Consider the following 19490-nt stretch of genomic DNA (forward strand, 5'->3'; position numbering starts at 1 on the left):
AGACGTGATGTCTCAAGAGGATGATCCCGCCGTTGGCGGCATTGCGGCAGACCGTCTGCGCAGCATCATCGAGCGCGTCGAACGCCTTGAAGAAGAACGCAAGGCGCTCGCGGGCGATATCAAGGATATCTTCACTGAGGCGAAATCCGCCGGTTTCGACGTGAAGGTGATCCGCCAGATCATCAAGCTCCGCAAGCAGGAGCCAGCTGAGGTGGAAGAACAGGAAACGCTGCTCGACATCTATCGTCGCGCACTGGGCATGTAGCCTGCCCGGATGGCGTCTCCTCCAATGGCAGTTGCGGGAGATCGGCGCCATCCGGCATCATGAGCCGGACTTCACAGCCGTGAATCGTGGGTGTCGAGCCGTCATTGGGGAGCATTCGTCCTATAATGTCCATTGTCCTTCCCGACTGGCTGCCGATATGGGCGCTGGTTCTCCTCGCGGGACTTGCTGCAGTCCTCGCAATCGCTTTCCTGCTCATGCCTTTTGCCGTTTTCGGTGTGAAAGGGCGGTTGGCGGAAATCGAACTGCAGCTTGAGGACGTGCGTGCGGATCTGCGCGTGATCGCCATGCGAGTTGGCTCTCTCGTGCCGGAAACCTCCGCTAAGAACCGTGAAGCCGCTGTCGCACCACGCCGGGAAGAATGGGTGCCTCCACCTTCGGCTCCCGCGCCCGCAGACCCGGAATTCCGTCCTGCGGCTCCCCGCACCCGTACGGCCGGAATGGCGCCTTCTCCCCTTCTCCCACCGGATATTCTGGAAACGAAAGGGCCATCCTCTTCGAAGGGTAATGAAGCGACTTCTGAAGACTATTCGGAGCAGGCATTCTCGCGCACAGAAACACCGCAACCCACGCAACGAGCAGCCCCTTCACCAGCCACCAGTCCCGTTCCCCGAGTGTCCGACGCTTATGAACCCCGCGTCACGCGCCCGCATGAGCCGAGAATGTCGGCAGAAGAGCCGCTGATCGGCCTCCGCACGCCGCTCGGGCGCATGCCATGGCATGAAACGGAGCCTCGTCCCGAACCCCGCCGTCCCGCTCCTCGACAGGAAAACGAGACGGCGGACGATGGCCGGACCGAACCCGTCCTGCGCTGGCCATCACGTCGCAACGAACAGGATCCCGCGTAAGCGCACACCAGCATCAGAAATGCGCAGCCGCCTTTCCCTATGCGCGGTAGTCACACCTGTCCCCATCCAGTAACAGATTACAGTTTCATGACCGTTGGCTGGAGGTCCGGTCAATGCGTCACCACTAAGGAGACATCCTGACTTCATGTCCGTTTCCAGTCCCATTATCGCTCTCGTCGGTTCGGATGGGAGTGGCAAAACCACGGTCGGCACAGAACTTCTGGCCTGGATGCGTGAAAGCCGCCCTACTGAGATGTGTCATCTGGGCAAACAGACGGGCAACTGGGGACGCGCCATCGCAAAGCTGCCGCTCATTGGACAAAAAATGGACCGCCGCGTGCTGCACACCACGCGCAAGGCACGCAAGGAAAAGGAAATCCATTTTCCGCAGGCCGTCGTAATATTCGCACTGTCCATGCGGCGGGTCATCCGTTTCCGCCGCATGCTGCGATTGCATCGGCAGGGACTCTGCATTCTGACGGATCGCTATCCGCAGACCGCCGTGCCGGGACCGATGGATGGCCCGTCGCTTACTTGTTCAAAACGCAACAGCGCTATCGTGCAGGCGCTGGCCATGGTGGAATTCGGTCTCTATGGCTGGATGGCCAGTTATGTGCCCGACCTTGTGATCCGGCTGAACGTCGATCTGGAAACGGCCATCAAGCGCAAACCCGATCACCGCGTGGAATCCCTTGAACGCAAGGTCTCAGACGTTCCGAAGCTCAGTTTCAATGGCGCGCCCATACTGGATATCGACGCCACCCAGCCACTGGACACTGTGCTGGCTCAGGCCAAGGCCGGGATCGAGAGCGTGTTCCATCAGTATGACGCGCGCTCCGCAGAGACACCTGTAGCATGTTGAGCATGAGCGGCTCGTCTTCGCCTGCCCCGGCAATCGGCCCTCTGATCGCGCTCATCGGCTGTGACGGAACGGGAAAATCGACCCTTGCGAATGAACTGGCGGAACGCCTGAATCAGTATCGCCCGGCCCGCACCTGTTATCTGGGACTTGGCAGCGGTGACCTCGGCCGGCGCATCGGCAAGTTGCCCCTGATCGGTCCCGTTCTGGAAGATCGCCTCACCCGCAAGGCGAAGAAAACACGCTCACCCGGCGAAAAGATTCCCGGTCCGCTGACAGCGCTTGTGGTGTACGTTTTTTCACTGCTGCGCTATCGCCGGTTTCTCCAGATGCAGCAGGCCCGCAAGCTTGGCATTGCCGTCATCACGGATCGGTATCCCCAGACAGAGATGGCGGGATTCTACGACGGCCCCGGCCTGTCCGCCGCACGCCCCGGCAGTCGGTTCGTGGCGTTTCTCGCGCGGAGCGAATTGCGTCTTTACAGGAAAATGGCGGCTGTAAAGCCGGATCTGGTGATCAAGCTGGATGTCGATCCGGAGATCGCCCTCAGCCGCAAGCCAGACCATGACCTAGCCGCCCTGAAAAAGAAGGCCGCTGCCACATTAAAGCTGACATTCGGCGGCGCACGCACCGTCACGGTCGATGCGCGTCCGTCCTATCCGGTGGTACGCGATGAAGTGATCCGCCTGTGCAAGCCCATCCTTCTGGCCAAGCCTGCAATGTCCTGAAGTCTGTTGCGGGTGGCCGAGACCCCAAAGCCTCGGCCGCCAACGGTTTTTCTCAGACTTCTTCCTTTCCGGCATCCCCTTTTGCGGTTGCCTCGCCGTGCGTGCGCAAGAATTCGCGCAGCGCGTCATCGGCCTTGCCCACATGCACTTCCAGCGTGACATACAGGTTGCCCGCAGGATGCTTGCCGTGCTCCTTCACCCCGCGTCCACGCAGGCGCAGAACCGTGCCCGTGTCCGAGTTGGCCGGCACGTTCATTTTCACCGCGCCCGAAGGCGTCGGCACGGTAATCGGGCCACCAAGAACAGCCGTGCGCAGATCCACTGGCAGACGCTGCCGCAGATCCTGACCTTCCCGCGTGTAACGCGCGTCCGGTGTCACGGTGATGGTAATCAGCGCATCACCCGGCGGACCACCCTGAACGCCCGCACCGCCTTTGCCGCGCAGCCTCAGAACCTGTCCATTCTCAATCCCGGGCGGGATTTTTACATCCAGCGTGGCGCCACCGGGAAGCGAGACCCGTGATGTCGTGCCCTGCACCGAATCAAGAAAGGACACGGTCAGATTATAGGTCCGGTCCTGTCCCGCTCGCGGCCCAGCCGACCGGCGTCCTCCACCGCCCCGATTGCCAAACATGCCGCCGAACAGATCGCTCAGATCTTCTGGGGAAAAACCCTGCGCTCCGCCCGCGTGCTGGAACCCACCTTCGCCAAAGTCCTGATAGCCGCCATGCGCTCCGTAACCCGGCGGCGCACGTTCCTGCCCGTTCTCATCGATCTCGCCGCGATCGAACCGCGCACGTTTGGCCTCATCAGAGAGAAGATCGTTGGCGATTCCGATCGCCTTGAACTTTTCCTCCGCCTCCTTGTTATCGGGGTTGAGGTCGGGATGGTACTTTCGCGCCAGCTTGCGATAGGCCTTGCGGATTTCGTCCTGACTCGCGGTTCGCGCGACTCCCAGTACCTTGTATGGATCGCCTGCGCTCACTCGTCTCCTCCTTCTGGCGTTGTCACGCCAAAGCTTTCCGTATCAAGCAGATCGAGCAGGACGGCCACACTCACATCCGGCGTAATGCCATTTTTCGACGCCTCAGCCACAAGCGCTTCCAGCCGTGGTCTGAGAAACTGTGCCGCCGGACCTTCCTGTGCCATGTGCCCCTGCGCTCCCCACCTGCGCGGTGTGTCTCACCGCGAAATTTCATTCTCTGCCGGCAGGGAAAACCCGCACAGGTCTCCAAACCGACCGTCAATCGCAGAACACAGGTAACGGCTGCTCACGCAACGCGCCGCTGTCACTACAATCTCTTAATGAAAATAATGGGAACGCCCCCTTGCGGGGTCAATGGGAGAGCCTGACAAACCATCAAGGGGCTGGTCTGCAAACGCTTTCCTGTCCATTGAGAACAACCGCACAACTCTGCCCAACCGCACGGTCACCCGTGCTGCGAGACCCGATGTATCCCACTCTCATTGCCATGACGCTGCTCACCATGACGGCCCTGAGCGCCATCGTGGGCCGCGTGCTCCCACGTATTGTCCCGCTTCCCCTGATCCAGATCGCAGCCGGGATGATCGCCAGCCTGCTGGGCTTTCATCTGCCGCTCTCCTCCGAGCTTTTTCTGCTTCTGCTCATTCCTCCCCTGCTGTTCATGGATGCCTACAGCATTCCGCTGCGCGAGTTCGGTGAACTGCGAACGATCATTCTCTCGCTGGCCATCGGTCTTGTCGTCTTCAGTACGATCGGCGGCGGTTACGCCGCCCACTGGATCATGCCCGCCATAACCCCTGCCGCCGGCATGGCCCTTGCTGGCGCCCTCTCGCCCACGGACGCTGTTTCGGTGGGCAGCATCCTCGCCACGTCGCAGGCTCCCGCCCGTATCGTGCAGATCCTCACGGGAGAAGCGCTTCTCAACGACGCCTCGGGTCTCGTGTGTTTCCGGGTGGCCGTGGCGGCGGCCACGACGGGGCTTTTCTCGCTCAAGGCGGCATCGAGCAACTTCGTTTATGTCGCAGTAGGCGGACTGATTGTCGGCATCACATTGGGATGGCTGTTCGCCCAGATCGAACTGCGTTTCATCCGTCGCGGTTACGACGATGCGCCAAGCCACATCCTGATGTCGCTGATGATGCCTTATCTCATCTATCTCGCCGCGGAAGAGATAGAATGTTCAGGCATTCTCGCCGCCGTCGCGGGTGGCATCACCATCCGTATCTCGGGCGTCATGAGCGAGACACGGATCGAGACACGCCTCAGAGCGTCGATGACATGGGAGGAAGTCGGGTTCACGCTCAACGGACTGGTGTTCGTCGTGCTCGGGCTTCAGCTTCCCCAGCAGATTGGCGAAGCGGTGGACATCGTGAAGTCCGAAGGGCTGTCACCATGGCTGCTTCTGCTGACCATTCTGGGGCTTCAGGCCGCGTTATGCGTGCTGCGCGCCGTCTGGATCACGGCCAACGCCACGATCCTTCATTTCATCGGCCGTTTCACGCACAGGGCGCAGGCCATGCCGTCATGGCGCGGTGTGCTTGTGCTGACCCTCGCCGGGACACGCGGCGCGGTGACGCTGGCCGCCATTGTCTCGCTCCCTCCTGAACACGAATTTCCGGGACGCACCGTTCTTGTCGTTCTGGCAACAGGCGTCATCGTGGTGTCGCTGCTGATGGCGACCTTTCTGCTTCCCAGCGTGCTACGCCTTCTGCCCCAGCAGGAAGGCGAGACTCCTGCCCAGCATGAACTGAACGAAACACGCATCGCCCTCACCCGCTCGGCCATTGCCGCCCTGCAGGCCGAGCAGGCACGCAGGCCACCCAATGCCGCACGCGGCAACGATGCCGTCACCCTGCTTATGGCGGAATATACGGACCGTCTGCGTCGCCTCGACACCACAGCGGCCGACCCCGATGGCAGCCGCATGGCCAGCGTAAAGAACAAGCGCGAGGAAATCGCCCTGCGCCTGCGTATTCTGCGGCTTCAACGTCGCGTGCTGAATTCCCTGCTGAACGACAACTCCATCAACGACGTGACGGAGCGCACCATCGGGCGGCAGCTTGATTTTCAGGAGCAGGAACTTCTGATGGAAGCGGCCGATCTGCCGCGCCCCGGAACCGCTGCGGTCGATCTGTCACCACCCGAGGATGTCGAAGACGAGGAAGACGATGTCTCCCTGCTTCCGCCCCCACCGCCAACGGAAAAAGCACCAGTGGAAAAAGAAAAGGCGACCGGAAAGGCCGCCTCGTCCTGATGAACTCAGCCCTTGGGCTCTTCGGTCTTCTTGACGACCGCTGGCTTCGGCTTTGGAAGAGCCAGTGCCAGCGACAGCTCCTTCAGCCGTGATGCCTCGACCGTGGACGGAGCGCCCATCATCAGATCCTCGCCCTGCTGATTGAGCGGGAAGAGGATCACCTCGCGGATGTTCGGTTCATCGGCCAGCAGCATGACCATACGGTCCACGCCCGGCGCAGCGCCACCATGCGGCGGCGCACCGAAGCGGAACGCATTGAGCATACCGCCGAACTGCTCTTCCACTACACTAGCCGGATAGCCCGCGATCTCGAAGGCGCGGATCATCACGCCCGGAAGATGATTACGGATCGCGCCGGAAGACAGTTCAATGCCGTTACAGACGATGTCGTACTGGTACGCCTTGATCTCCAGCGGGTTCTGCGTATTCAGCGCCTCAAGACCACCCTGAGGCATGGAGAACGGGTTGTGGGAGAAGTCGATCTGCCCGCTTTCCTCATTCATCTCATACATCGGGAAATCGACAATCCAGCAGAAGCGGAACTCACCTTCCTCGATCAGTTCCAACTCGGTTGCGATTTTCGTCCGCACAAGACCGGAGAACTTCGCCACCTCATCGCCCTTGCCGGCGGCGAAGAACACGGCGTCACCAGCTTTTAGACCAAGCTTGTCCTGAATGGCCTTCACACGATCGGCTTCGAGGTTCTTGGCGATCGGCCCCTTGCCGCCCTCCTCATCGAACTGGATGTAGCCCAGACCACCGGCACCGTTCTCACGCGCCCAGGCGTTGAGCTTGTCGAAGAAGCCGCGCGGCTTGGGGCCGGCACCGGGTGCCGGGATGGCACGGATCTCGCCCCCACCGGCCGCGATCTTGGCGAACAGACCAAAGGACGATCCTGCGAACTGCTCCGTCACGTTGGCAATCTTGAGCGGGTTACGCAGGTCGGGCTTGTCGGAGCCGTAAACCGCCATCGCCTCGGCATATGGGATGCGGGGGAACGGCGCGGGTGTCACGGTGCGGCCATTGCCGAACTCACGGAACACGCCTTCCATGACCGGTTCCAGCGTGGCGAAGACTTCTTCCTGCGTGGCGAACGCCATCTCGAAATCGAGCTGATAGAACTCGCCGGGGCTGCGGTCCGCACGGGCAGCTTCGTCACGGAAGCACGGCGCGATCTGGAAGTAGCGGTCAAAGCCCGCAACCATGGCCAACTGCTTGAACTGCTGCGGCGCCTGCGGCAGCGCGTAGAACTTGCCCGGATGCAGGCGTGACGGCACGAGGAAGTCACGCGCACCTTCGGGTGAGGACGCCGTGAGGATCGGCGTCTGGAACTCGGTGAAGCCCTGCTCGATCATGCGACGGCGCAGACTGGCGATGATCTTGGAACGCAGCAGGATGTTGTTGTGGATCTTCTCGCGGCGCAGATCGAGGTAGCGGTATTTCAGCCGCAGTTCCTCACCGTAATGCTCGTTGCCTGCCACCTGAAACGGCAGCACGGCAGCCTCGGACTGGACCGTGAACTCCTTGACCTGAAGCTCGATGTCGCCCGTGGGCAGGTTCGGGTTGCGCGTGGACGGCTCGCGCAGCACCACTTCGCCCGTGATGGTGACAACGCTTTCGACGCGCGTGTTCTCGGCCAGTTCAAGGAACGGAGAGCCAGCGGGAATGACGATCTGTGTCAGACCGTCCTGATCGCGCAGATCGATGAACAGCAGGCCGCCGTGATCGCGCTTGCTGTGAACCCAACCGGACAGGCGCACGGTTTTCCCGGCGTCTTCGGCCCGAAGGGCGGCGCAGCTATGGGTGCGATACGGATGCATGATGTCGTCCTGTCCGGATGAAAGCGGGGCGCACGCGGTTCGCGGTCGTTCCCGCTTGCCGGTACGTGGTGGAAATCAGGGGTCGGAGGAAGCCGCCCACGGCCCGTCCTGTCAAGCCCGGAACGCCTTTCCAGAGCGTGAAGATACCCTCGCTCCCCATTCATTGCCACATGTGATGGCAGCCTCGTTGCGACCTCAATGGCCTCATGCGTTCGTGGCCGATAAGAGAGGCATCGATCTGTCCCACTTTTCTCACCGGATTGTCCGCGATGCCCGACGCTTCCATTGCCTCTCCCGCCGCCCGTGTCGAACAGGTGCTGAGCGCCCTGCGCAAGACACTCCCCCAGCAGGTGAGCACCGTTACCTCCGTGCGGGAAGAACACAGCCATGGTGAGGCGATGGATGCCGCACAGCTTCCCGAAGCCGTCGTGTTCGCCCAGAGCACCGACGATGTCTCCCGTGTGCTGTCCCTGTGCCACGTGCATCATGTTCCCGTGGTGGCGTTTGGTGCCGGCACATCCGTCGAAGGGCACGTCACCCCACCGGAACACGCCATCAGCCTCGATCTGTCGCGCATGACGGACATCGTGCAGTTCAACCCCGAGGATCTCGACTGCCGTGTGCAGGCGGGTCTCACACGGCAGGAGTTGAACAGCCGCATCCGGGATTCCGGTCTGTTTTTCCCTGTCGATCCGGGCGGAGAAGCTACGCTGGGCGGCATGTGCGCCACCCGCGCCTCCGGCACGGCGGCGGTGAAATACGGCACCATGAAGGAAAACGTGCTGGGGCTGACCGTGGTGCTGGCCAGCGGCGAAATTATCCGTACCGGCGGCCGCGTGCGCAAATCCTCCACGGGGTATGACCTGACCTCCCTGTTCATCGGCTCCGAAGGCACACTGGGCGTCATCACGGAAGCGCAACTGCGGCTCTACGGTCTGCCCGAAGCTGTCGCGGCAGCGGTGTGCCAGTTCGAAACCGTGGACGAAGCCGTGCGCACGGCGGTCGAGGTGATCCAATACGGCATCCCTGTCGCCCGTGTGGAACTGGCCGATGAAGTGCAGATGGCCGCCTGCATCGCGTATTCCCATCTGGATGAACTGCGCCCATTGCCGACCCTGTTTTTCGAGTTCACGGGAGGCCCAGCCGCCGTGCGCGAGCAGGTGGAAGCGACCGAAAGCCTCGCCCGCGAAAACGGTGGCCTTGGCTTCGACTGGGCGGATACGCCGGAAGAGCGCACGCGGTTGTGGAAGGCGCGTCACAATGCCTACTGGGCCGCGCGCGCCATTGAACCCACGGCACTCGTCATCTCGACCGACTGCATCGTGCCGATCTCCCGTCTGGCGGAACTGATTGACGGCGTGCGTCACGACATTCGGGAATCAGGACTGCGCGCCGCCATGGTGGGCCATGTGGGCGACGGCAATTTTCACACGCTCATTCTCACAGAGAACACATCTGAGGGTCGCAAAAGACTTCTGGACCTTGACCGCAAGATCGTGGCGCGCGCGCTGGCGCTGGATGGCTCATGCAGCGGCGAACATGGTGTCGGACTTGGCAAACTGGAGTTTCTGGAAACCGAGCATGGCGCGGGCGCCCTGAACGTGATGCGGACGATAAAGAAAGCGATGGACCCGCTGAACATCCTCAATCCCGGTAAGCTGATTCCACAGGAAAAAGGAACGTGTCCCTGAAACGGACGGTCTCCGTCACAGCACGCGGCAATGGCTGGTGAACGGTCTTGCGCCTTGACACTGTCCGCCCGGCGCGCAACAGCAGACGACATTGTGCGCAGGCGTTCCCTCGATATTCCATGACGGGGTTCCCGCCCAGAGATTTCCAGTGACCTGAAAGCCTGCATGTCCGGGAATTCCTCCGTCTTCCGCTCCATCTTCCGTAATGTCAGCCTGCTGACGGTGGGGCGCATCCTCAGCGCCCTATGCAGCTTCGTTCACACGGCCTTTGCCGTGCGGGCGCTGGGGCTTGCCGATTTCGGACTGCTGATCCTCATCCACTCGCTGGCCATGACGGGCTCGACGCTTTCGCGCCTGCAAACGTGGCAAACCCTCATCCGCTTCGGCAGCGATGCCTTTTTCAACAAGGATGCCGACCGGCTGAACCGCGTCACCTCCTTCTGTGTACGGCTCGACACAATGTCGGCCGGCGCAGCTCTCGTGTTCAGTCTTGTTGCCGTGCAGATCTATGCTGGTATGGCCCACTGGACGCCTCACACACGCCTGCTGGCCACGCTTTACGCATGTGTCGCACCGTTCATGTACACGGGCTGGGCGCAAGGCGTGCTGCGCATGGCCGGCCGCTTTCACTATGTGCCCATCACCGAAGGGCTGACGGCGTTGGGTAAGATGATCGGCGTTCTGCTCGCTTATGCGCTGCACCTGTCACTGGGATGGTTCCTCCTCATCTGGGCGGCATCCATCCTGTTCGATCATGCCTTTTACAGCCGCGTGGCGCTGTCCATCCTGAAAAAACGGATCGGATTTCACTATCTTCGTGCGTTCCGTAACTGGCGATGGGCCGGTGATGGGATGTGGTCCTTCACGCGCGCCGTCAGCGCCAACCAGACACTCGGCAACGCCTCCGCGCCAATCGCAACATTGCTTGTCGGCAAGGGGTTGGGACCGGCGGAAGCCGCGGTTTTTCGCGTCTGCCGTCAGATTGCTTCAGGGATTGTCACGCCTGCCCAGCTCATTTCGCCCGTGCTTTACCCTGAACTGGTCAAGATGCGTGACCGGCAGGACTGGGACGGCCTGAAAAAAGTCACGCTCCGTATCTTCGCCATCCTGACAGCGCTCTCAGCCCTACTGCTGTTCCTGACAGGCACGGTCGGCTCGAAGATCTTCCGCTACATGCTCGACGTGCATGTGCCGCACACATCCTTCTACATCACGATCATGCTGCTGGCCGCGATCTTCAGCCTGCTGATCGTCCCGCTCGAGCCCCTTCTGATTGTGGGAGGACACCTTAAACTTCTGGTCCGCTCACGCATTCTGGTGACATTGCTTTATTTCCCGGCGGTCTATTTCCTCACACTGCGCTTTCACCTAGCGGGCGCATGCCTCGCCACGGCTGCTGCCAGCATTGCGATCTTCTTCACCTGTCTGGTTGGGACGCGTCGGTTCGCCAGAAAGGTTCGCGTTTTCAAGAAACAGGCCGAGTCAGGACAACCCGGCGCGGATAGCCCGTCCGATAAGGCGAAAGCGGCGGACAAAGACAGGGGCTGAACGGAAACGCCGTGCCATGGCACCGAGATTGGCGCCGATCACCTTCACACCCAGATAGAGCGCCATGTTCACCATATGGAGGCTCCGTGAACGCACCACCGGGCGTTCCAGCCACAGACGATTGCGGATCGTGCAGAAGATGCGGCGCTCTTCCGTGGTCGGCTCCAGCCATGGGTGGATTTCATCGCGGTTTACCTGCCACGATATGTCGATATCATTGAGACGACTGTCCGGACACAGCCATATACGACCGCCATGTTCGGGAATCTGGCGGGAAAAAGCATAATCGTCGAAATAGAGATGAAAACGTTCCGGCGGCAGGGCAATCCGATCCAGCCATGCCCGCGCAAACCATAGGCCGCCGTAAGCGGCCACACCCAACTCGATGCAGCCTTTTTCAATGTGCGCCCGGCGCTTCCCGCCATTCCACAGATGCGCAAGATTAAAATCGAAAAACGCATCCGGTTCGACCCAATGCAGCGTTTTTCGGACCAACACCTTGCGGTAGGCCCGCTTTTCCTTTCGAAAACACATCATGGCGTCCGTCTCATGCGCGCCAAGCTGGGTCCATCTGTCCATCAATACGGAAAGAGCGTTTTCTTCCGGCAGGTTATCGTCATCGAGAACCCACACAAAGCGCATGTCGCGTAACTGTGCCACTCTGCGCAATCCCGCGTGAAACCCGCCCGCCGACCCCTCATTGCGAGGGAGTGCGATAATCTCCATCGCTTCCCGGCCCAGTTCATTTTGCAGGTCAACCAAAGCTTTTTTTGAAGTCGCGGGCGTCCCGTTGTCCACCACCACGGCATAGCGCGCCCCGCATTGGAAAGCCGCTCGCAACACACGAGCCAACAGCGGCACGCGCTCGCCATAGGTTACTGTCACCACACAGGTGGCGATTTCCTCAGGATGAGACATCAGCCCATCGTTCTCCTGTCAGTCCTGCTGACCGTGGACCTGTTTCCAGCGCAAGGAAAGATGCTGTCCAAACGCGTCCGCTCACTCAGTCGTCGTCGTGGAACCCACACATCCGGCTGCACCCTATTCAGCCAGAATACGGAGCACCCTATCCCGACACACGGCCAAATCCCGGTCGTGGACCGCATGTGTCATCCGCCATGTCGGTCTCGATAGCCCCTGCTTCGTCAATGGGCGTATCCAGCCTCTATGCACAATCGTCCGATACCATCTCAGGAAATCCGTTCCCCCTGCCAGCCAGCCGCGACGGATCAGGGAATGACGCACTTCCGGCGAAAGGCGATCCGCCATCATTTTCAGTCGTTGCACCGGAGGAAGACGCGGTTTGAGGGGGTAAAGCCATGTAGGGCACCCGCTCCGCCACGCATCCGCCACAAGAGAGGCGCTGTCCGCTGTCACGACAAGACGGGAACTGCGGGCAAGGATATCGGATAACGGGCAACGCTGAATAACGTCCGGCGTCTTTTCGTAGCGCCGCTCAAGATATCCCTGAATATTTTGAGGGGTGCGCGGTCCGGGCACCACATGCAACCGCTCTCCGTTAGCCATTGCAAGTCTGTGCGCTCGGTTCAGAAGAATAGAAATATCGTTGTCTTCAAAGAAAAAATGCCGTGTCGGACCACCGAGAAGGACAGAAACCACGCCGTCTTCGCGCGGCTCTCGGGGGAAGACGATCCCCTCTGTCATATCCGCGCCATTCAATGGCAGGGACAGACGGACAACATTCGGGCCTGAAGGGAAATCATCTTGCGGCATCAGTATGATCAGATCCAGCCGATGAGGAGCCATGAGACGCGGGCGACCGAGTTGGACAATCGCTGGTCTGCCGCCAAAAACATCCTTGATACGGCAAGCAGCTTTCAGGGCGCGACCGAAGGACAAAATAGCCGTCGGCTCAACGGCAGGCACACTCTCCGGCCCCACAAACGCCCACGGCACGCCACAGGCATGCGCCAAGGCTTCACACTGCCTCGTCTCTCCCTTTCGCCCTGTATCGACAATGCACAGGAATGGCCTCTTTCCCCGATCCGACAGGGCAGCATGTCCAGAATGCGTCATGCCGGAAGAAAAATCAGAGTGAGATAACAAGGAATTATCTTATGCGAGCCGAAGATACACAATGTCCTGCACCGCCGGTACATGTTCCCAGATCAGATTGCTGTACAACTGCCTGTAAGCATTTTCCATGACGTGATCGGGCGTAATCCCGGCTTCACACTCACGTGTGAAGGCACAAGGTCGCCAATGCACGACCGAAGCTGAAGGGCGCATCGTCCGCAATCTTTCACCTCGTACAGCCCGGAACAGGCGACGCACATCCCCTGTGTCAAAGGCGCAGATCATCTGAGGTGGGCATATTTCGACGTCTGGAAAGGTGTTGAGCGCCAGAAGAGAGGAAAGAAGGCGCGAAGGACTGTCCTTTCCCGTCCCGTCGAGCGCAATCAGCCCGCGCAACCATGTCGCAAGAAACGGCGCATGCTGCACGGCACCGAAAACGGCCGTGCTTGGAGCGGTGCCAGCGAAAGCGGGTCGAACAGCTGACACAGGTGAACCACTTTTTCTACGGCCAGAAAACGAAATGCCGTCCTTTACGCGCGAAAAGAAGTTCGCAAGGGGCGTATGGCTCGCTATCCGCTCACATCCGAAAAACGTCTGGCATGACGACGAAAGATGCAATTCCCCAATCATCATGGAGTCGAATGACAGAGAAATGCCGCCAAAACGGTAGAGAAGCGCGGCACGGAGGATGCTATCGCGAATAACGGGATCCGTCGTCAGCCTATACAGTTCCGCAAAACCGGGTATTTCCAATGCGCGCCCCACCCGACGCAGCGTATCGCTCACATCCAGTCTGCAAATTGAGGCGGTCGGTTGCCCCTGAAGAAACACACGCTGCGGTGAATCCTCCAACGAACCGGCATGATGCACAATAACTTTTTTCATGCCGTGCCGCGTTGCCGAAGCGATGGCGAACGCCTGCGCCCATGATATTTTCCGTCCGGTCGTCACAAAATGCGCAACCGAAGGAATGGATTCCAACTCAGGCATATCGGACTCTCCGTTCGCGGCCAGCCGCGATATCAGGAAGCGTTTCTTGAGGCAGATTGCCGGGAATGACCTGTCGCGGACGCAACCAGCACACACATCCGGCGTCTTCGAACGCGCCCGTCTCCGTCATTTGACGACGGGTGAGTTCGATGCGCCAGTGTTCCCCCTCCGCCATGACGGTAAGGGCGTTCCACCCAGCGCGGGAATCCCGCTCGGACGAACGCAATGCCGCCGAAGGGGCTCCCACCAATGGAATCCTCGTTCCCGGAACCGTGCTGGTCGCCGCACAATGTGCATGGCCATGCAGGACCATTTCGGCTCCCGCCTCACGCAGAACGCGCGCAATGCGCCTCCACCCGAGCAGCGATTTCCGCCACGGCACAAGCCCCGGACCGACAGAATGATGAATCAGAACGATCCGGCACAGGCCGCGCGTAGCTTCAAGGATTTTCCGCAGTCGTTCGGTCTGCCCAGTGCCCACGCGTCCGCATGCCACGAAAGGCGGAGAGGCAATCGCGGAACACACGCCGATGATGGCCACATCGCCCTCGCGGCGGACAAAGGGAAAATCCTCCGCCCGCGCAGGGCTCCAGCGTTTCCACATCGGCAGCCCCTCCTCCAGCGAGGAAGGCATCATCGCATCGTGATTGCCCGGAACCACAACGGTCGGCGCAGGCAGTGTTTCCAGCCATGCGGCGGCTTTTCTGAATTCCTGCGGCAATCCGAAGTTCGTGAGATCGCCTGTGTCCGCAATAAGATCCGGTGCAAAACGGGCAATATCCGCCACCACACCGTCAACCGTTTCCTGCCGATACAGACCGGCCCGTCGGCGGCGCCATGACATGACGCTCAGTCCGCGTTTTCCAATCAACGTGCGCCACGGGAGTGGCCCATCAGGGGGCAAATGAGCGTCCGAAAGATGAGCGAAGCGCAGGGGATGGCCGGAAGCACTCATATCAGCCGCCCTCACGTAAGGAGAAACGCACAACCATGATCCAACTCTCCATCCAATCGGTGCCACGATCCCCGATGGACATTCACTCACCCGAATTGACTTGCCCCGCTCTCTACCACAAAGAATCGAACAAATATTCGATGCAATTAAACTTTAATATTGCTGACACATAACCTCAATAAAGTAGTCATCGAAAAATTACGATACAATTATCGAGTTGAAATAAGCCATTTTTACTGCACGATGGCGACCGTCATCAGGTCACGTGCGGATGCCTTCCAAAATGTTGCAAATTGTATTTCCGTTCATTGCCCAGCCTCACCAGACATTTCATTCGCTCCCCATCGCGCTGGAAATGGCTGCCCGTACACCGGATGCGCAAGTGCATGTCGCGTGCCTGACAGAAAAGCAGCTCGACTTCGTCCGGTCTCTCGCTGTTCACTATCCTGACGCACACGTGATCTATGATCTGTTGAACATGCCCGCTGTGCTGCGTCGTCGGATCGAAAAACATGGTCCCGGTCCTCTTGAGAAGATTGCGGTTCTTGGCCTCAACCGCTCTTACTTCTCAAAGTTCCATGCCATTGTCGTACCGGAGCGCACTTCGCTCTATCTCAAGCGGATGGGGGTGAAAGGACCGCGCTTCATCTGGACACGTCACGGCGCGGGAGACCGCGCCATCGGCTTCGCCCGCGACACACGGATGTTCGATTTCGTCATTCTGTCCGGCTCCAAGATCGAACAGCGCCTGCTCGAACAGGGAGCCATCCGTCCGGGCCACTATCACCTTGGCACTTATGCCAAATTCGACCTTGTGCAGCGTATGAACCGGACCCCGCGTCGACTATTCTCCGATGACCGTCCAACGGTGCTATACAATCCTCACTTCTCAAGCAGCCTGTCCTCATGGCCCGCAATGGGGGAGCGCGTCATCGCGTTTTTTGCGCAGCAAGATCGCTACAACCTGATTTTCGCGCCCCATGTAAGGCTCTTCGACCGTGACAAGGCAGCCGGTGAAGCTCTCCGCCAACGCTTTGCCGATTGCTCGCACATCATCATCGATCCCGGCAGCCAGCGAAGCGTGGACATGACCTACACGCTGGCGGCCGACCTCTATCTGGGCGATGTCAGCAGTCAGGTAGCCGAATTTCTCATCCGTCCCCGTCCCTGTATCTTTCTGAATGCACACGACACGACATGGCAGAACGATTGTAACTACAGCTTCTGGAATCTGGGAGAGGTCGTGAATGACGTGGACCAGCTTGCTGACGCTCTGGCCCGTGCTGATTCACAGCACACCGCTTTCATCGCCCGTCAGGAAGCGTATGTCGCGGATACATTCGAACTGACAGGTCAGGAACCCACCGCGCCCGCCGCCGCCGATGCCATCGTGGCATTTCTCCGCAGCAGTCTGCGCCCAGCCTCATCCCGGCACAGTCTCAAAAACGCGGGCGTTTCTCTGCCAGTCTTTCCACGCGTGCCACGACCGCCTGTCCTGTCGCATCAAACCGCTCTGCGCCAAACAGATCCAGCACCCGTTCACGCGCCTTCTGCCCCATGACCGCAAGACGCTCCGGCACACCGAGCAGTTCGGCCAACGCAACGGCCAAAGCCTGAGACTGTTGGGGCGGCACAATCCGCCCCGTCTCGTGAGTAATGGTGAACGGCAGTTCGCCGGCTGCCGATGCTACGACCGGCAGCCCGGCCAGCATCGCTTCGTGCGCTCCCAGACACAGGCCTTCCCAAAGTGAAGGCTGCACATACAGATGCAGATCGCGCAGGAACACGGGCGGCTCGTTGACATAGCCCACCAGCCGTACCGGCAACTCATGACGCGCGATCAACGCTTCAAGCCTTGAACGCTCTTCGCCCTCTCCCGCAATCAGCACTTCAAAAGGCGGAAGATCCGCTTTCTCACGTAGAAGCCTGACCGCCTCACACAACGTGTCATACCCTTTGACGGGGTGCAGTCGTCCCAATGTGCCGATCCGCACCACTTCACCCGATTGCCAGGGACGCGCCACCGGGAACTCAGGGTTCGCGCGGAAGATCGGCCAGCGTGTCAGGCGGTCTGCGGACAAACCGAGTTTCTCGCGCGTCTGAGCCTCCACGCAGCAGGAATCCGCAATCCACAGCGCGGTGCGCTCGCGCAAGAGCCGCAACAGCCGCGCATTCATCGATTTGAGACGCGCGGAATGCTGCCAGCTCACCACCGGACAATGCCGCCGCCATCCCACCATCTGCCCCATCAGCGTAGCGCGGGTGAGCGATGTCCAGATCACGTCGGGCGCATATGTCCGCATCTGCCGATCCAGCCAGCGCAGAGCCGCCAGATGATCCGTCCGCTCCCCTTCGCGCACATGCACCTGTAATCCGGCCGTTTCCATGGGCGGTATGGCCCGGCCATCGCGTCGCGCCAGCGCAAAGACTTCCACATGGTGCCCGCGCTCCCGCATGACCTGCGTCACGGCTGGAACAGGAAGCGCCGCGCCACCGCCTTCAACGGAGTTGATGACATAGGCAATCTTCATTTGGTGCGTCTCTTCATATTCGTGACAGCCGGTGCCGCACATCCATGAGCAGACGGCGTGGCGCATTGCGCACGATCTGCTTGGTGTCGATCAATGTCACATCTCCCGCACCCGACAGAGTGTGCATCCCTTCAACAAATGGGTTGGCTGAAAGAGGCGCCGTCAGCCGCGGCCCCATCGTAAAAGACGGCCGATCCGCCAGTGGCAATGAAAGACGCAGCAGTTGGACGGCTCCGCCGTATGTGTCGCGGCAGTCCTGCATGGGTAACGTGATGCTGTTTTCCTGCACGATAGGCGTGCCGCCCATGCGGCTGCTGCCTCCATCACCACGCACTGGCAGAGGAAACATGTCTTCCCATGGCCCCATCAATGAATCGGCACGCGCCATGCGAAGGGCTGTCGTCCGTTCTGTTTTCGGAAATGGCGGCGCGTAGAACATCCACCATCCGTCTTTCACGCGAACAGGCGTGGCGTCTATGGCCGCACACGGGAACAAAAATTCCGGCACCGGCTCCCATGTCCACGGAAAGCGACGGGCGCGATAGAGTGTCAGACGACCGGAGCGATGGGCTTCCGGAAGCATCCATGTCTCCCCCTCCGCCTCGAACACGAAGGGGTAGGACAGGTGCCACGGCTTCGACAGGACCGTGCCATGCTCGAGAACATCCAGATTCCCATTGAGGATCAGGAGATTTATGATGCCTTTGCGTGTGCGGTAATCATAATGCTCCACAAAGACATGCAGCTTTCCATCGCGCCAAAGCCCGAACGGGTCCGCCAGAAAGCAGAACGACCCCGGATTGGGCAGCCAGCGAATGGAAAACGGCGCCAGTGAGCCTACGTCACGGATCGCAGCGATGGGCGCACGAACAATCCCGGTCCGCCAGATATCGGTTCTAAAAATGCTCATCGGCCAGCGATCATGTCACGGATCGATTGGAGTAAACGCCAGCATCCGATCCAAAGCGTTTCTTTCTGGCAGGAATGTCCATTTCCAGATTGCGTGAAACGAGAAAAGTTCGGCACGCTGCGAGACCGCATGCAGTGAGGGAGGCGATCGTGCATCCGCATTCCAACCAAGACACTTCATCCATGTCCTTGCCTGAATGGCAGACAGAAGGAAACCATGAGACCATCTGGCTCACCGCCTCGGACGGGCAGAAACGCGCAGTAAGACTGGATCATCGGGACGCTGCGTTTATCAGAAAGATTTCGCAAGACGGTCGCTTTCTGGTGCTTTCAAAACTGGGGCGTCATGGCGAAGAAACGGTCATCTTGCCTTCTCCCGCCTCTGAATCCAGTGAAACACCGCTTCCAGAAGCAGGCTTGCCACTGGGGCAGGCGCTTGTGGGAGAACACGAAAAAGGACGCTATCTGCACTTCATCAATCACGATCATCATGATTTCTGTCGCGACAACCTTCAGTGGGACAAACCGGACAACACGCCGCGTTACAGTCCCATCGACTGGCAGGCAGCAGAAGCGAAACGAGAAAAGCTGGCGGCTGCTTCATAGACAGCCCATGGCTTTCATTCGTCCAGCCTGACTTTTCTTGCCCGCTTGATCGTGCCCCGGTGCGTCTTGTCATCCGCCCGCTTTCGTCGCGCGGATCGGGACGGACGTGTCGGCACGCGAAAACGCGGTTTTTCGGCAGCTTTGCGGAGCATCTCGACCAGACGCGTCTTCACGTCTTCAATGTTACGTATTTGACTGCGAAAGCGCTGTCCGGTCAGGACAAGAACGCCTTCCTGCGTCATGCGGCTGCCGGCAATACGCTCCAGACGCTGAAACATGGCGGGAGACAACGCAGCACAACTGGCCGCATGGAAACGCAACTGCACGGCGGAAAAAGTTTTCTGCACATGCTGTCCACCGGGACCGGAGGCGAGAAGATGTGTGATCTCGATCAGGTCTTCGGAAATGCTCAGGCCGGGCTGGATATCGAGTGCCATTACGACCTA

18 protein-coding genes and 1 pseudogene are annotated in these 19490 nt (G+C 59.9%); 9 read left to right on the top strand and 10 right to left on the bottom strand.

Going from position 1 to position 19490, the window contains the following annotated elements:
* Nucleotides 1-7: 7 nt before the first annotated feature.
* From GOB87_RS08870 to GOB87_RS08885, 4 genes are all read left to right on the top strand, one after another.
* Nucleotides 8-265: a DUF2312 domain-containing protein gene (locus GOB87_RS08870; protein WP_166315395.1), complete on the top strand. Its 258-nt coding sequence runs from the start codon at nucleotides 8-10 to the stop codon at nucleotides 263-265.
* A gap of 125 nt (nucleotides 266-390) precedes the next feature.
* A complete protein-coding gene (locus tag GOB87_RS08875) occupies nucleotides 391-1131 on the top strand; it encodes a hypothetical protein (protein WP_166315398.1) in 741 nt (246 codons plus the stop codon).
* Between the two features lie 145 nt (nucleotides 1132-1276).
* Nucleotides 1277-1993, top strand: coding sequence for a nucleoside/nucleotide kinase family protein (locus GOB87_RS08880; protein WP_166315401.1), 717 nt, complete (start codon nucleotides 1277-1279; stop codon nucleotides 1991-1993).
* A gap of 2 nt (nucleotides 1994-1995) precedes the next feature.
* Nucleotides 1996-2718 (top strand): nucleoside/nucleotide kinase family protein, encoded by a 723-nt coding sequence (locus GOB87_RS08885; RefSeq protein ID WP_194303286.1) that lies wholly within the window; start codon nucleotides 1996-1998, stop codon nucleotides 2716-2718.
* Between the two features lie 52 nt (nucleotides 2719-2770).
* On the opposite strand, the gene GOB87_RS08890 is transcribed toward GOB87_RS08885, so the two are convergent.
* Both GOB87_RS08890 and GOB87_RS08895 read right to left on the bottom strand, forming a co-directional pair.
* On the bottom strand, nucleotides 2771-3703 hold the full coding sequence (locus GOB87_RS08890; RefSeq protein ID WP_166315404.1) for a DnaJ C-terminal domain-containing protein: 933 nt from the start codon (nucleotides 3701-3703) through the stop codon (nucleotides 2771-2773).
* Nucleotides 3700-3867, bottom strand: coding sequence for a hypothetical protein (locus GOB87_RS08895; protein WP_166315407.1), 168 nt, complete (start codon nucleotides 3865-3867; stop codon nucleotides 3700-3702). The genes GOB87_RS08890 and GOB87_RS08895 overlap by 4 nt, the downstream gene beginning before the upstream one ends.
* A 302-nt stretch (nucleotides 3868-4169) precedes the next feature.
* Between GOB87_RS08895 and GOB87_RS08900 the strand changes: the two genes are divergently transcribed.
* Nucleotides 4170-5957, top strand: a complete 1788-nt coding sequence (locus GOB87_RS08900) for a Na+/H+ antiporter (protein WP_166315410.1) — start codon at nucleotides 4170-4172, stop codon at nucleotides 5955-5957.
* A 5-nt stretch (nucleotides 5958-5962) separates the two neighbouring features.
* Here the strand turns inward: GOB87_RS08900 and aspS are convergent, their stop codons facing one another.
* On the bottom strand, nucleotides 5963-7777 hold the full coding sequence (aspS, locus tag GOB87_RS08905; protein ID WP_166315413.1) for an aspartate--tRNA ligase: 1815 nt from the start codon (nucleotides 7775-7777) through the stop codon (nucleotides 5963-5965).
* Between the two features lie 269 nt (nucleotides 7778-8046).
* Here aspS and GOB87_RS08910 point away from each other — a divergent pair, with 269 nt between their 5' ends.
* Both GOB87_RS08910 and GOB87_RS08915 read left to right on the top strand, forming a co-directional pair.
* Nucleotides 8047-9468 carry an FAD-binding oxidoreductase gene (locus GOB87_RS08910; protein WP_166315415.1) on the top strand — a complete coding sequence of 474 codons (1422 nt, stop codon included), beginning with the start codon at nucleotides 8047-8049 and terminating at the stop codon, nucleotides 9466-9468.
* Between the two features lie 165 nt (nucleotides 9469-9633).
* Entirely contained in the window at nucleotides 9634-11016 is a 1383-nt protein-coding gene (locus GOB87_RS08915; RefSeq protein WP_166315418.1) for a lipopolysaccharide biosynthesis protein, read from the top strand.
* On the opposite strand, the gene GOB87_RS08920 is transcribed toward GOB87_RS08915, so the two are convergent.
* From GOB87_RS08920 to GOB87_RS08935, 4 genes are all read right to left on the bottom strand, one after another.
* A complete protein-coding gene (locus GOB87_RS08920) occupies nucleotides 10951-11934 on the bottom strand; it encodes a glycosyltransferase (RefSeq protein WP_166315421.1) in 984 nt (327 codons plus the stop codon). The two genes, GOB87_RS08915 and GOB87_RS08920, sit on opposite strands and share 66 nt — an antisense overlap.
* A gap of 123 nt (nucleotides 11935-12057) precedes the next feature.
* Nucleotides 12058-13053, bottom strand: coding sequence for an ELM1/GtrOC1 family putative glycosyltransferase (locus tag GOB87_RS08925; RefSeq protein WP_166315424.1), 996 nt, complete (start codon nucleotides 13051-13053; stop codon nucleotides 12058-12060).
* A 39-nt stretch (nucleotides 13054-13092) separates the two neighbouring features.
* Nucleotides 13093-14043 (bottom strand): hypothetical protein, encoded by a 951-nt coding sequence (locus GOB87_RS08930; protein WP_166315427.1) that lies wholly within the window; start codon nucleotides 14041-14043, stop codon nucleotides 13093-13095.
* Complete coding sequence (locus GOB87_RS08935) at nucleotides 14036-14998, bottom strand: metallophosphoesterase family protein (protein WP_166315430.1); 963 nt, start codon at nucleotides 14996-14998, stop codon at nucleotides 14036-14038. Before GOB87_RS08935 ends, GOB87_RS08930 begins: the two co-directional genes overlap by 8 nt.
* Nucleotides 14999-15281: 283 nt before the next feature.
* Between GOB87_RS08935 and GOB87_RS08940 the strand changes: the two genes are divergently transcribed.
* Nucleotides 15282-16559: a sensor domain-containing protein gene (locus GOB87_RS08940; protein WP_373320696.1), complete on the top strand. Its 1278-nt coding sequence runs from the start codon at nucleotides 15282-15284 to the stop codon at nucleotides 16557-16559.
* On the opposite strand, the pseudogene GOB87_RS08945 reads toward GOB87_RS08940, so the two are convergent.
* Both GOB87_RS08945 and GOB87_RS08950 read right to left on the bottom strand, forming a co-directional pair.
* Nucleotides 16471-17529 (bottom strand): annotated as a pseudogene (locus tag GOB87_RS08945) (glycosyltransferase family 4 protein); the annotation flags it as partial. The gene GOB87_RS08940 and the pseudogene GOB87_RS08945 sit on opposite strands and share 89 nt — an antisense overlap.
* Nucleotides 17530-17542: 13 nt before the next feature.
* Nucleotides 17543-18439, bottom strand: coding sequence for a glycoside hydrolase family 43 protein (locus GOB87_RS08950; RefSeq protein ID WP_166315436.1), 897 nt, complete (start codon nucleotides 18437-18439; stop codon nucleotides 17543-17545).
* 182 nt (nucleotides 18440-18621) lie between these two features.
* Between GOB87_RS08950 and GOB87_RS08955 the strand changes: the two genes are divergently transcribed.
* Nucleotides 18622-19044: a hypothetical protein gene (locus GOB87_RS08955; protein ID WP_166315438.1), complete on the top strand. Its 423-nt coding sequence runs from the start codon at nucleotides 18622-18624 to the stop codon at nucleotides 19042-19044.
* Between the two features lie 14 nt (nucleotides 19045-19058).
* Here the strand turns inward: GOB87_RS08955 and arfB are convergent, their stop codons facing one another.
* Nucleotides 19059-19481, bottom strand: a complete 423-nt coding sequence (gene arfB / locus GOB87_RS08960) for an alternative ribosome rescue aminoacyl-tRNA hydrolase ArfB (protein ID WP_166315441.1) — start codon at nucleotides 19479-19481, stop codon at nucleotides 19059-19061.
* Between the last annotated feature and the right edge of the window lie 9 nt (nucleotides 19482-19490).

It is taken from the genome of Acetobacter estunensis (assembly GCF_011516945.1).
In the GTDB taxonomy this organism is placed as follows: Bacteria; Pseudomonadota; Alphaproteobacteria; order Acetobacterales; family Acetobacteraceae; genus Acetobacter; species Acetobacter estunensis.